This window comes from Caldibacillus thermoamylovorans (genome assembly GCF_000751775.1).
GTDB lineage: Bacteria > Bacillota > Bacilli > Bacillales > Caldibacillaceae > Caldifermentibacillus > Caldifermentibacillus hisashii.
The window spans coordinates 39300-52163 of sequence record NZ_CCRF01000050.1 but is presented as its reverse complement, the minus strand read 5'-3'; the positions used below and the strand labels follow the sequence as shown (position 1 = coordinate 52163).

14 protein-coding genes and 3 pseudogenes are annotated in these 12864 nt (G+C 35.5%); 9 read left to right on the top strand and 8 right to left on the bottom strand.

Annotated features, from left to right (window positions below; all coding sequences use genetic code 11):
• Positions 1-383, top strand: a pseudogene (locus BT1A1_RS08660) (hypothetical protein); the annotation flags it as partial.
• Positions 384-396: 13 nt separating this feature from the next.
• Positions 397-780, top strand: coding sequence for a hypothetical protein (locus BT1A1_RS08655; protein WP_034770093.1), 384 nt, complete (start codon positions 397-399; stop codon positions 778-780).
• A 60-nt stretch (positions 781-840) separates the two neighbouring features.
• Here the strand turns inward: BT1A1_RS08655 and BT1A1_RS18650 are convergent.
• A pseudogene (locus tag BT1A1_RS18650) lies at positions 841-984 on the bottom strand (PLP-dependent aminotransferase family protein); the annotation flags it as partial.
• Here BT1A1_RS18650 and BT1A1_RS19305 point away from each other — a divergent pair.
• Positions 976-1227, top strand: a pseudogene (locus BT1A1_RS19305) (proline dehydrogenase); the annotation flags it as partial. The pseudogenes BT1A1_RS18650 and BT1A1_RS19305 sit on opposite strands and share 9 nt — an antisense overlap.
• Before the next feature lie 201 nt (positions 1228-1428).
• Here BT1A1_RS19305 and BT1A1_RS08650 read toward each other — a convergent pair.
• Positions 1429-1656 carry a hypothetical protein gene (locus BT1A1_RS08650; RefSeq protein WP_227091335.1) on the bottom strand — a complete coding sequence of 76 codons (228 nt, stop codon included), beginning with the start codon at positions 1654-1656 and terminating at the stop codon, positions 1429-1431.
• A gap of 97 nt (positions 1657-1753) precedes the next feature.
• Positions 1754-2110, bottom strand: a complete 357-nt coding sequence (locus BT1A1_RS18645) for an MFS transporter (protein WP_141227936.1) — start codon at positions 2108-2110, stop codon at positions 1754-1756.
• A 456-nt stretch (positions 2111-2566) separates the two neighbouring features.
• Between BT1A1_RS18645 and BT1A1_RS08640 the strand changes: the two genes are divergently transcribed.
• Together BT1A1_RS08640 and BT1A1_RS08635 are read left to right on the top strand one after the other, a co-directional pair.
• Positions 2567-2923: a hypothetical protein gene (locus tag BT1A1_RS08640; RefSeq protein WP_034770091.1), complete on the top strand. Its 357-nt coding sequence runs from the start codon at positions 2567-2569 to the stop codon at positions 2921-2923.
• The gene (locus BT1A1_RS08635; protein ID WP_034770090.1) at positions 2904-3278 is read left to right on the top strand and encodes a hypothetical protein; all 375 of its coding nucleotides are present in this window, start codon (positions 2904-2906) and stop codon (positions 3276-3278) included. The genes BT1A1_RS08640 and BT1A1_RS08635 overlap by 20 nt, the downstream gene beginning before the upstream one ends.
• A gap of 521 nt (positions 3279-3799) precedes the next feature.
• Here the strand turns inward: BT1A1_RS08635 and BT1A1_RS08630 are convergent.
• The 4 genes from BT1A1_RS08630 to BT1A1_RS08615 form a co-directional block, all read right to left on the bottom strand.
• Entirely contained in the window at positions 3800-4267 is a 468-nt protein-coding gene (locus tag BT1A1_RS08630; RefSeq protein WP_034770087.1) for a CarD family transcriptional regulator, read from the bottom strand.
• A gap of 302 nt (positions 4268-4569) precedes the next feature.
• Positions 4570-7038, bottom strand: coding sequence for a DNA topoisomerase IV subunit A (parC, locus tag BT1A1_RS08625; protein WP_034770085.1), 2469 nt, complete (start codon positions 7036-7038; stop codon positions 4570-4572).
• Positions 7025-9016 carry a DNA topoisomerase IV subunit B gene (gene parE, locus BT1A1_RS08620; protein WP_034770082.1) on the bottom strand — a complete coding sequence of 664 codons (1992 nt, stop codon included), beginning with the start codon at positions 9014-9016 and terminating at the stop codon, positions 7025-7027. Before parE ends, parC begins: the two co-directional genes overlap by 14 nt.
• A gap of 350 nt (positions 9017-9366) precedes the next feature.
• Positions 9367-9780: a CoA-binding protein gene (locus tag BT1A1_RS08615; RefSeq protein ID WP_034770077.1), complete on the bottom strand. Its 414-nt coding sequence runs from the start codon at positions 9778-9780 to the stop codon at positions 9367-9369.
• Positions 9781-10001: 221 nt separating this feature from the next.
• Here BT1A1_RS08615 and BT1A1_RS08610 point away from each other — a divergent pair, with 221 nt between their 5' ends.
• Together BT1A1_RS08610 and BT1A1_RS08605 are read left to right on the top strand one after the other, a co-directional pair.
• Positions 10002-10289, top strand: a complete 288-nt coding sequence (locus BT1A1_RS08610) for a hypothetical protein (protein ID WP_034770075.1) — start codon at positions 10002-10004, stop codon at positions 10287-10289.
• Between the two features lie 182 nt (positions 10290-10471).
• The gene (locus tag BT1A1_RS08605; protein ID WP_081912316.1) at positions 10472-10954 is read left to right on the top strand and encodes a spore coat protein; all 483 of its coding nucleotides are present in this window, start codon (positions 10472-10474) and stop codon (positions 10952-10954) included.
• Between the two features lie 185 nt (positions 10955-11139).
• On the opposite strand, the gene BT1A1_RS17415 is transcribed toward BT1A1_RS08605, so the two are convergent.
• The gene (locus BT1A1_RS17415; RefSeq protein WP_051989071.1) at positions 11140-11505 is read right to left on the bottom strand and encodes a helix-turn-helix domain-containing protein; all 366 of its coding nucleotides are present in this window, start codon (positions 11503-11505) and stop codon (positions 11140-11142) included.
• Positions 11506-11722: 217 nt separating this feature from the next.
• On the opposite strand from BT1A1_RS17415, the gene BT1A1_RS08595 reads away from it, so the two are divergent.
• Both BT1A1_RS08595 and plsY read left to right on the top strand, forming a co-directional pair.
• Complete coding sequence (locus BT1A1_RS08595) at positions 11723-12013, top strand: hypothetical protein (RefSeq protein ID WP_034770074.1); 291 nt, start codon at positions 11723-11725, stop codon at positions 12011-12013.
• Positions 12014-12213: 200 nt separating this feature from the next.
• Entirely contained in the window at positions 12214-12816 is a 603-nt protein-coding gene (plsY, locus tag BT1A1_RS08590; protein ID WP_034770073.1) for a glycerol-3-phosphate 1-O-acyltransferase PlsY, read from the top strand.
• The last annotated feature ends 48 nt before the right edge of the window (positions 12817-12864 follow it).

The window sequence follows — 12864 nt, the reverse complement described above, 5'->3', positions numbered from 1 at the left end:
CGCACAGTCTTTCACAAATGCTAGCCTTTGATGCGTTTATTCTTAATGAGGATCGTCATACAAACAACATCCTATTTTTATATGACTCTGTAACAAAAATCTGGAAATTGGCACCACTATTTGATCACGGATTAAGTTTATTATCCGATATAAAGGATTATCCACTTAATATACCAATAAGTATTTTAAAAAGAAAAGTTAAAGCAAAACCATTTAGTTCTGCATTTTCAAAACAATTAGCTTTATATCAAGGTGATCCTTTTATAAAACGTAACTTACTAGTTCAAAAATTGGAAGAAGCACCTTATCATCTTAATAGAGCGAAAGATGTTGTACTATCTCAATTGCAGGAAAGATCTTTACAAAGATTAATTATTGATTAAAGAAGGTGATTAGATGATTGATTACACAAAATTTGACGTCATGTTTATGGATGAAGTGATTGCCAGTGTTGATTTAAAACCCGAGGGAAGTGATAAACCTTATGTTATCAACTACATAAAAGGATTTAATAAACAATTTTCTCCTGATTCAGAAGGTTATATTACAAAAGAAGAACTTGAAAGATGGTTAAAATGGCGCGTGTTCCCGAGTACGAGAGTGAATGCAAAAGAACTATTGGCGAAACTCGGCTTAAATAACTATAACCGTTGGGCAATCGTTCGTAAAACACACGGGGTTATGGCAGATGATGAAATTTGGATTCGGTTCAAGGGGGAAACATTGAAACACCGTGATGTCACTTTACGAAAATATTTGTATTACCCGGAAGAAGCTTAGCTCATTTTAGAGTTTCATTGGTAGTATAGAAATGAAATAATACAATTGTAAAATTTGTTTGAGGTGAACAATAAACTGAATGGGTAACGTTCCTCCTAAAGGAAACTGATGGGAAGGAGTAACAAAGATGAATCTTGGGTTTTTATTTAATGGCAGCAAAGATGTCTTCATTCCATAGGATATAACTGTGCAGATGTAATACAGGAAATGGAACAACGTTAGTTTTTGAATCATCCCAATGTAGAAATCGAAATGCTCTTCGGAATACGTCCAGATTTGATAAAGGAATTAAAAAACAAAGAGTACAACTGTAAAGTATACTTGACTTACGGGAAAGAGTGATATTTATATTTGTGCCATCGAATCGCTGAATATCCGGAAAATCTGTATCGTGCAGTAACAGATATGATTGATCCATCCTTAGCAGGGGAGAGTAGTTCATATTAAAAAGCAGGTGATTTAGAAAGGTTTCATACATACTATTGGAGGAAGGATTTATGAAGGAATCTCGACGAGTTGAGAGCTGAGTGGTGGAGAACGAGAGAAGGTAAATTTCGTAGTTCTATTGCACACCTGCAAAACCTAGAACCTGCCCCATCAATCACCATTGGGTTTTGAAAAAAGGGATTCATGGGGTAGGTTCTGTCTTTATCTTTTTTTCTTTTTATTTTCTAACGCTGAAAAACTCGGTTTTAGCACTTGTTCAAATTCAACTTCAACATGGTGAATACTTCCATCTAGTGTGTAGACATTAACTACTTTTCCTTTTCTTCCTTTAATTTTTACTTGCTCATTAACGGAAGGTAATTGATTCCGAAGCTGACTCAGAACAATTGCCCGATTTCCTAATTCTACAAAATGTGTAACAACCATCATCCAACCTCTCTTCTATAAAAAATTATATAATTAAGCATATGATTGGATGAAAGTCTTGATGATTGACCTGTTTAAGAAATGGGGTATTTTTATTATATTATTTCATTGGTAAACTAGTATTGTTCATTTTATTTACAGTAATTAAGAATGTTTCCGGCTTCATTTCTTTAACGGTTGGTAACTTTCTTAACTTTGGATGGAGTAACCAAACAATTGAAATCATGATAAATCCGCAACTTGAGCAGGCAAAGACAATTGAACTATTAAAAATTTCCGCTAAATATCCACCCAATAGTGAACCAAATGGCATAGCAATTGCACTCAAACTATATGTAACTGAACTAATTCTTCCGTACATGCTGTTTGGTATGATGGATTGATTAATTGCACCGAATAAAACATTAATCGCGCCAATTGGAATCCACGCTAAACCGTATAGGGAGATAGCAAGCATTCACGAAATTGTTCCAACTTAGAAGAGAGAAGAGCTCCAATCAAAACACCTGTCGACTGAGCAGCTAACAAAAAACATATATTTCCACACCACCTTTATCGTTACTTGTATGAGGGAAGGACGGCCATCGAAATGCCTAACAAACAACTGACCCTAATAAAAATACAGAAAGCAATGAATGAAAGACAATTGAATATCCTTCCTTTAGTTCATCCCTATATTGTTTAAATGAGTATCTAAGTTTTGTTTCTTGCTGCGACAAAAGTGAATGTTTCTGTGGAATTGTAACAAGAGAAAAAAGCATAGTTGCAATGGCAAATGTAATGGAGTCAGCTAGGAACATAGTTATTGGACCGATATTTTTATAAAAATTTACAGAAACACTTGTTCGTAATCATTGTTATTGATATAATTGGAATAAAGTAGAGAATCAATCATTCCAAGGAGAGAAGAACAATGCCGAGAAATCCAGGTATCACAGATGATTATCTTATTCAGTTGTATAGAAATGGTACACCTTATAAGGAAATGGAAAAGATATCTGGTTTAAGCGCTCGTGCAATTAGAAACGTTTTATACAAACATAAGGTTCAAGTTAATCGTACCGGGCAACCCCGCAAACATCAAGTTAACGAAAAATTCTTTAAAACTTGGACTGACGATATGGCTTGGGTGTTAGGACTATTTATAACAGATGGAACAATGGCAAAAAATGCAATATTACAAAAAAGAACGTATGACGATACACAGTCTTGTAGATATCCAATAATAAATCAAAGAGGAGATGGCTTTAATGTTCAAAAAAGTGGGTGATCATATTGTCCCGAAAACCGATCCATCAAGAGTAAAATTTCGTACAAATGTAAGCAAAACGATATTAAACCAACTGTATCAATTGGCTGAAGAGCACTATACGCATGTCAATTATTTGCTTGAAAATGGACTATCAAATTTATTGCAATCCGGGACTATTACTTTTGATAAGAAAGCTCGGCCAAAAGATCGTGTTCAATTTAAAACATCTTATGATAAAAATTTATTGGCTGCGGTAAGACAATTTGCTGACGATCATCATCTTAATATTAATGATGTCATTGAATACAGCGTTCAATTTATTGATTTCAATAATATTAAAGAAAAAAATTATCGATACAGGATAGAAAAATAAACCTATCCTTTTTTTTGAAAAATAGGGAAGGCAGGTAAAATGTTTTTTACAATTAAAATAACGCCCCGAACATAATATAAGTTCTAGGAAGTAATCAAGAACAAAAGAAAGGACGTCTCAATTAAAAAGTAATCTTAAAATATTGAGACGAAAGGAAAATTTCTAAAGGAGATTTTTTTAATCAAATCAATTCATATATAAATTTACCATTGGTTAAGCACCAAATTAAATTTCATATCGCCGCTTATGCTGAGATTTAAATTTACTGAGTTCCAAAAGTAAAATCTCGTTTACATTAACTTATGTTTAATTTCACTTCAAAATGTTACACCATCATTTTTTGTTTACATAACATAAATATAGTTAATTAAAACTTTGCCTTTTCATTCTACCATTCTAAATTTACATATATATGATAAATGGCACTAAAAAAAGAAAAACAAGCATATTAACATATATGCTTGCAAGTTTTTAAACGTATTATTTGATATTTAAAATAAGATGAACTCATTACAGGAAGATCAACTAATGAGCAAATGTTCCGCTTCATTCTCATTAATATTTTGAATCATACATATTTCGCTAATTAGAAATTTGTGCACTTTACTCAGTAATGCTTTTTCATTCGTATTTAACGTTTTTTCTTTACTACGGTCGAGCAAATATTTATATATCGTCGCTGTATCTTGAATATTACCACTCTTTATTTTTTCCATAATAATTTTAAATCGATCTTTCCATGGAATATCGCTATCAATTTGACGTTCATGAAGTGTAATTAATATTTCATCTAGCCTAGTTGGATCTGTTAATGGACGAATTCCCAACTTTTGAGCATTTTTCACAGGTACCATTACATTCAAATTGCTAATGGGAATATTGATTAAATAATAAGGTTGAGTTCTTCCTAAGACCTCTTTGTTTTCAATCCCCTTAATTTCACCGGCACCGTGCATTGGATAAAAAATTTTATCTCCGATTTTGAACAAACTGATCCCTCCAACTTTTATTATATACTAACCGTAACATAACAAAGTATTTTTGTCAAAATATATAAATATAACATGAAGATATATATTATGTCAATAAATATGATAAAAAATTTTTTTGTTTTTATGTTAGGCTAAATTACAGGTTTTTCTGATAAATTACTACCTAGATCTATCGTTTGTTATGTTCTAGTGAACTGATTAACAGGTGAAAAACCCCGGACAGTTTCCTTGCTAAACGGTCATAACAGAAAAAACTGCCATCCAGGTAATTAACCTAAATGACAGCCTTATACAGAGTATTATTGTTTTGAACTAGCTTCATTCGCATTTATCGTTAGCTTGACCGGCTCCATAAGTAATTTTCCAATCCCGATTACTTTTCCGCTTTCTGATTCATCCATGAAGAAGGAACCGTTAGAATATCGATCATTCATCCGTAATTCGTTTACGGAAATTTTCTCGGTCATATTTTTCTCGGATGTGATGACGACCGTATCTTGCTCATGGGCAAGAACAAAGCCTGCGATTCGATGGGGATGTGCCTTTAATTCGCGGACCATCACCAGGCCTCGTTTTGCTCTGGTCATAATCTCAAATTCATCAATTGCCATTCTTTTCACTGCCCCACGTTGGGTAGCAATTACAATCGATTGATTTTTCGGATCATCAATAACTGCTCCGCCGGTAACAAAATCACCATCTTTTAGGTTCATTCCCTTGACCCCGGCAGCACGTACACCAATTGGATTTACTTCTTCTTCTTTAAAGCGAAGTCCGTATCCGAGATATGAAGAAAGGAAAATTTCTTTTGTTCCATCTGATAATTGAACCGAAAGTAATTCATCATCATCTTTTAAATGAATGGCAATTAATGGTTTTGTATATCGCTGAGCTTGATACAGCGATAATTGTGTTTTTTTCACCATGCCATTTTTTGTAAAAAATAATAAGTAATTCGTAGTGTGAAAATCTTTTACAGGGATTACGGATACAATTTGTTCGCTCCGATCGATCGGAATAATTGTGGACACATGCTGACCGACATCTTTCCATCGTATATCCGGTAATAAGTGGATCGGACAGTATAAGTAATTTCCTTTATTCGTAAAAATTAATAGAACATCCATTGTATTCATTTCATATGAAGCAATTAATTTGTCGGTATCTTTCATCCCGTAATCTTCGCCATTTGAAGCTGCATACGAACGGAGGCTGGTTCTTTTTAAATACCCCTCTTTTGTTGCTGTAACAACAACATCTTCACTGCTGATTAAGACTTCTAACCCGATTTTTAGTTCTTCAATTTTTTCTTCAATTTGTGACTTTCTTTCTTCGGCGTATTTCTTCTTTATTTCTTTCAGTTCATTGATAATCACTCTTTGCAGTTTCTTTTCATCAGCCAATATTTTAGTTAGCTCTGAAATTACTTTGTCCAATTCAGCGGCCTCTTCCTGCAATTGGGTAATATCTGTATTTGTTAAACGGTACAGTTGTAATGAAACAATCGCTTCAGACTGCGGTTCAGTAAATTGGAATTGTTTAATTAAATTATTTTTTGCATCTCGCTTGTCTTTTGAGGCACGGATTGTCGCAATAACTTCATCCAAAATGGACAATGCTCTTATTAACCCTTCGACAATATGCTGCCTCTCTTTTGCTTTTTTTAAATCATATTGTGAGCGTTTTGTTACAACGTCTTTTTGGTGGTCGATATAGGCATCAAGTAAATCAGCCAGACTCATCAATTTTGGGCGACGATTGTGAATGGCAACCATGTTGAAGTTATAAGTGATTTGCAAATCCGTATTCTTGTATAAGTAATTCAATATCCCGGTACTATCCGCTCCTTTTTTTAATTCAATAACAATACGTAAGCCGGTCCGGTCAGTTTCATCACGAACTTCCGAAATCCCTTCAACTTTACGGTCTAAGCGGAATTCATCAATTTTTTTCACTAAATTAGCCTTATTCACCTCAAAGGGAATTTCTGTGATAACGATCTGTTCCCGACCGCCACGGATTGCTTCAATATCTGCTTTCCCTCTGACAATAATTTTTCCTTTACCGGTTTCGTACGACTTTTTAATTCCTTCAATTCCTTGGATGATTCCTCCTGTTGGAAAATCAGGTCCCTTAATGATGTTCATAAGTTCATCTATCGTACAGGAAGGATATTGCATGCGGAAAATGGCTCCATCGATGACCTCCCCTAAATTATGAGGTGGAATATCTGTTGCATACCCGGCCGAAATTCCCGTTGATCCATTTGTTAAAAGATTTGGAAACCGTGCAGGTAATACGACCGGTTCCTCCTCGGTATCATCAAAATTCGGAATAAAATCCACCGTTTGTTTATCGATGTCACGAAGCAGTTCAGCACTAATTTTTGATAACCTTGCCTCCGTATACCGCATGGCAGCGGGCGGATCCCCATCAATACTACCATTGTTCCCGTGCATCTCGATAAGAACATTACGCATTTTCCAATCCTGACTGAGACGCACCATTGCTTCATAGACAGAAGAGTCACCGTGTGGGTGATAATTACCGATTACATTCCCGACCGTTTTTGCCGATTTTCGAAACGCTTTATCAGCGGTATTTCCTTCCTTATGCATGGCGTAAAGGATCCGGCGTTGTACCGGTTTTAAGCCATCTCTCGCATCGGGTAATGCCCGGTCTTGGATAATATATTTACTGTAACGGCCAAATCGGTCACCAATTACTTCTTCCAAAGGTAAATCGAGTAGTTGTTCAGCGTTTGCCATAATCATCCACCTCGCTTGCCGACTGTAAATTTTGATTTTCTAATAAACTTCCATCTTCTTCCAGGCCAAAATCAACATGCGTTTCAATCCATTTTCTCCTTGGTTCAACCTTATCGCCCATTAATGTCGATATTCGGCGATCGGCACGGGTAAAATCATCAATTTTCACGCGAATTAAAGTTCTGGTCTCCGGATTCATTGTTGTTTCCCATAGTTGATCGGCATTCATTTCCCCTAAACCTTTGTATCGTTGAATCATGTATCCTTTTCCCATTTTTTTCGTTAAAACATGCAATTCTTCATCTGTCCATGCATACTTAATCACTTCTTTTTTCCCCGTTCCTTTACTTACTTTATACAGAGGGGGCAGAGCAATATATACTTTCCCTGCTTCGATTAACGGACGCATATATCGATAGAAAAATGTTAAAAGCAAAACTTGAATGTGGGCCCCGTCTGTATCGGCATCGGTCATAATAATAATCTTATCATAATTTGAATCCGCAACATTAAAGTCTACCCCTACACCGGCTCCAATTGTATGTATAATGGTATTGATTTCTTCATTTTTCATAATATCGGCAAGTTTTGCTTTTTCCGTATTGATGACTTTTCCTCTTAACGGCAGAACAGCTTGAAAACGGCGGTCTCTCCCCTGTTTTGCCGAACCGCCTGCTGAGTCCCCTTCAACTAAATACAATTCATTTTTATCCGGATTACGGGATTGAGCAGGGGTTAGTTTCCCGGAAAGAAGAGCTTCGGATTTTTTTCGTTTCTTTCCATTTCTGGCTTCTTCACGGGCTTTTCTTGCCGCTTCTCTTGCATGTTGAGATTTAATCGCCTTTTTAATAAGCATCGTGCTAATCTCAATATTTTCTTGAAGATAATAAGTCAGTTGTTCAGTGATGATTGTTTCAACAGCAGATCTTGCTTCACTTGTCCCTAATTTTCCTTTTGTTTGTCCTTCAAATTGTAAAAGATTTTCCGGGATACGAACCGAGATAATGGCTGATAACCCTTCACGAATATCGGACCCTTCCAAATTTTTATCCTTTTCTTTTAATAAATTCATTTTCCGGGCAAACTCATTAAAAACTCTCGTCATGGCCGATCTTGTACCAATTTCATGGGTTCCGCCGTCTTTCGTACGGACATTATTTACAAATGAGACCATGTTTTCCGAATATCCATCATGAAATTGGAACGCAAAATCGACTTCAATCTCATTTTGTTCGCCTTCAAAACTAACGACCGGATGGAGGGGTTCTTTATCCTCATTTAAATAATGAATAAATGCTTCCAGTCCATTTTCGTATTGAAAGACATCGGATTTCCCGTCTCGTTCATCAATTAATTCGATTTTTAGTCCCTTTATTAAAAAGGCTGATTCCTGTAATCGCTCCGACAGAGTCTCATAGTTAAATACAGTGTTTGAAAAAATTGTCGGATCAGGTTTGAAATGAATTTCTGTACCGGTTTCCTTTGTTTTTCCGACTTTTTCTAAGGTTGTTACCGGTTTGCCTCCATTTTCAAAACGTTGTTGGTAAACAGCACCATCCCGCTTGATAGTGACAATTAACAGCTCAGATAAAGCATTGACAACGGAAGCACCAACTCCATGCAGCCCTCCACTCGTTTTGTATCCGCCTTGACCAAATTTTCCTCCTGCATGCAGGACAGTGAAAATGACTTCAGGTGTTGGTTTCCCGGTTTTATGAATACCGGTCGGCATGCCCCGACCTTTATCAATAACGGTGATACTGTTGTCTTTGTGAATTTTGACAATAATATGGTCACCAAATCCGGCCAATACTTCATCCACTGCATTGTCAACTATTTCATAGACGAGATGATGCAAACCTCGGCTATCCGTGCTTCCTATATACATACCAGGCCGTTTTCGAACCGCTTCAAGTCCTTCGAGCACCTGGATCGAATCATCAGTGTATTCCATTGGTTGATTTTTTACCACAACCATTCCCCTTTCACAATCTGTTATCCATATAATAGTAAAGTGACACTCCAATCAATGAGGGGTTTTTTACCCCCCTATTATGGTTAGTTAAACCAATCGGACGATGCGAGCAGTTCATCCTCCATCTATTTTCTTTGTAATCTCAGAATCTTGAGGTGGGGGTGGACTCCTCGTTAAGGTGAGATATAAGCATATAGAACGCTCGTTTGTATACAATTCATTATAAACAATTTTTTTCTATTTTGTCTATAACAGATTAAATTGGACTCATCTTAACACAAGGAATCTCCATCATAGCATACAAAATAAAAAGGTGGACATTGGCAAGTCCGACCTTTCTCTTTGCAATCTTATCAACGGGTCAATGCATGAATGACTTTAATGCATAAATCCATGACAACCGTCCGACCGTGTTCTTTCAAAAAATGATAGGCCTCCTCATTGACAATCCCTTGTTGGGCCCAAAATACATCCGCATCAATTTCTATAAATTCTCTTGCCAAGTCGGGTAAGTGTTCACTGCGCCGGAAAATGTCCACAATATCTACATGACCGTTAATCTCTTTCAGCGACTTAACAGCTTTGACGCCAAGAACTTCATCAATCGTCGGGTTAACAGGTATGATTTCGTAACCTGCTTCTTGCATAGCTTTTGCAATCTGATAAGAGGTACGTTCCGGGTTATTGCTTAAACCAACGACAGCAATTCGTTTTGCCTTTTTCAAAATGGCACCTAATTCTTCTAAAGATGGATTTTCAACCATCATGACTACCTCCTTTTCATCTTATATATTCTATCACGAGCGGAAAATTCCTGCTGGCTCACATACAAATTACTTTATTTATCTTAGCTCCTCATTCTGTCAAAACCGTCTACTGATTCATAAAATAATTTGCATGAATATTTTTTAAAAAATAAACGGTTGTCTATTCAAATTCATCACTGCTTACATATTGTAATGAATAAAAAGCGAAAGGTGGCTTGTTAATGAGAAGATCAAGACGATTTGAAGATACTTCGAATCCTCAAAGGGATAAAAAATTAAATAAAACACAATTCCAAAATCAAAGAACAACAACTGGACAAAATTCTCAAAGTGAAATTATCAACTTCCTTGTCAAAAAAACTTTAGAAAAACATAATGTACAACCTGACAATCGTATCTCTCCGGAAGAGAAGCTGCGTCTAAGAAATATTTTTTATCAATTACAGAATGAAGTCAATCAATTCTTAACAAGTATTAACAATCAAACGGAAAATCAAAGGGATGACTAGAAAAGCGACGGACGCCTGTTTAGCGATGCTTGCTAGTCACAATAAAAAGAATTTAAAGGTTTTCACCTGTATTTCTTATCCTTTCTTATTCTAAAAAAAGGCAAATAGCCTCCGATAGTTGTCCCTATCACGAAAAAAGACACTGCATATTTTATAGTAAATGAAAAAAAGGAGGAATTCAATTGAATCAGGAAACATATCGAGTGAATTTAGAAGAATCAAGAGAGAGAAGATCAGACTGGAATGCGCTTGACCCGACATCAGAACACCCGCTAAGCTGCAATTTACCACATAATGATGATGATCAATCAGCTACTCAAACTGTAAGAGAATATCAAATATCTCAAGAACTGATTCTCGTTCGGGATTCAGCTGAGGTAAAAGTCAATACAACCGATACAAAAGCAGCTATTTCTCTTGTCGCTTCGTTAAATGCGTTTATCGCAGCTATTATTAACATCGCTGTTGCTTCGGCTGATGATGCTGAAGAAATCAAGCAAACTTTATTTTCATCAACCGGTATTAAGCAAGTTAATGTTCAAAAGACAGTTGTTGAAAATTCCCGCTGTGTAGAAGTCAATACGACGGACGTAAATCTCGCAGTAAATATTCAATTATTGTTACAAATTATTCTTGCTCTTTTAGTAAACTTGGAAATCTTATAGAAAGTAATTCTCCTTCAGAGGGGTTTTTCCATCCCCACTGAAGATTAATTGAACCAATCGGACCTTTCATCCCCCACCTATCCCTTTGTAAATTCGAAAATCTTGAGGTGGGGTCTTGACTCGCCGTTAAGGTAGGATTACTGATTTCTCAAAATACCCCCAAACTGGTTTTATCAATTTGGGGGTTATCTCTTTTTAAATACTTGAATAAATTGGATAATTGCTTTTCGTTCTTCCAAACTCAATGAAGTTAACAGTTTTGTTAAAGAGGAATTCGATAAATCATCGTAAATGGAAGAATTTTCCCTTACGCTCATAATTTCATTAATATTATTATTATCTTCCAATAGAAAACAAAAATCCGCTAACGAAATTTGTAAAGCAACACAAAATTGATAAAGCAAAGTTAATGGGATCGGTTGTGCACCTGTTTCTATTCTGGATAATTTCGGTTGGGAAATATTTAGTTTCTCAGCTAATTGTTTTGTCGTGTATCCTTTCTCTTTTCGGATTTTCCTGATTAATTTGCCAATTTGTTGATCATTTATCACGATTTACCACTCCCAACAATTTTTTCGATGGTCTTCCCTGTTTTCTATTTGTCATTTTTATGTATGGAAAGGCAATTTCTCTATGTATAGACGTGATACTTACTATTATCAAAAATTACTTATAATTTTCTTATTTACAAATGGTGTATAATGTTTTATTCTATATATAGATAATAATTTAAAATGTATTCAATATATGAATAAAGGTGGAATTCATATGCACTCTCCTACCTTCGATCATCATTTTAACCAAATTGCACTGGAAAGAATTGAGTATATTCGCATGCAGTTTCATAATAAAGCATGCTCAAAATCCCGTGACAAATGGGAAGAATACATAAATCAAATCGAACACTATCTTCCTGAAGAAAAAAAATACTTAGCTGCACAAATGAGAGACGTTATTTTTCAAACGAGCGATGAATATGATTTAAAAATGTTTAAACAAGGTTTTGCTGATGGTTGTTTATTTTTCAGCAGTATATTGAATAGACAAACTCCCGAATAATAAATGGAAATATATAACATTATAACATGGTTACCAAAATAGTAGGAAAAAAGTCGACAAAAGTCGGCTTTTTTTCATGATAAGTACAAAAAATCCGGAAAAAAAACTGACCGAACATCAATTTAATGACTATTAAAAGCTTTATTCTTTGTGTATAATCATAAAAGAATCCATTTGGTTTTTTAAAGGGGTAATTTATAATGAACACCGTGATTTTATTTGTTTTAGCATATTTGATTGGCTCGATTCCTTCAGGGTTAATTATCGGGAAAGTTTTTTATAATACTGATATTCGTGAACATGGAAGCGGGAATTTGGGAGCAACGAACACTTTTCGTACACTGGGAGTGAAAGCCGGAATTGTTGTTATGGTAGCGGATATATTAAAAGGAACTTTGGCGACCGGACTGGCTGATATATTTTCCTACTTTCAAATATCGTTAGAATGGTCAATTTCCCCTTTAATTATCGGTGCAGTCGCTGCGTTCGGTCATATGTATCCTATATTCGCTAATTTTCGAGGGGGAAAAGCGGTAGCAACCTCAGGCGGTGTAATTTTGTATTATGAGCCAGTGCTTTTTATCATTCTCATTCTTATCTTTATAATTACATTGTATTTATCAAAATATGTTTCTTTATCTTCAATGGTTGCAGGCGTTGTTGCCATTATTTATTCGTTATTTACAAGAGATATCCCGTTAATTGTTATCGTATTCTTATTAAGCGGATTTATTTTTTACCGTCACCGAGCTAATATCAAGCGGATCAAAGACAAAACCGAGCCGAAAGTAAAATGGTTGTAAAAAAGCCGGCCAAAGCAAGAGCCGGCTTTTTCCAAAAATACTGGTAAA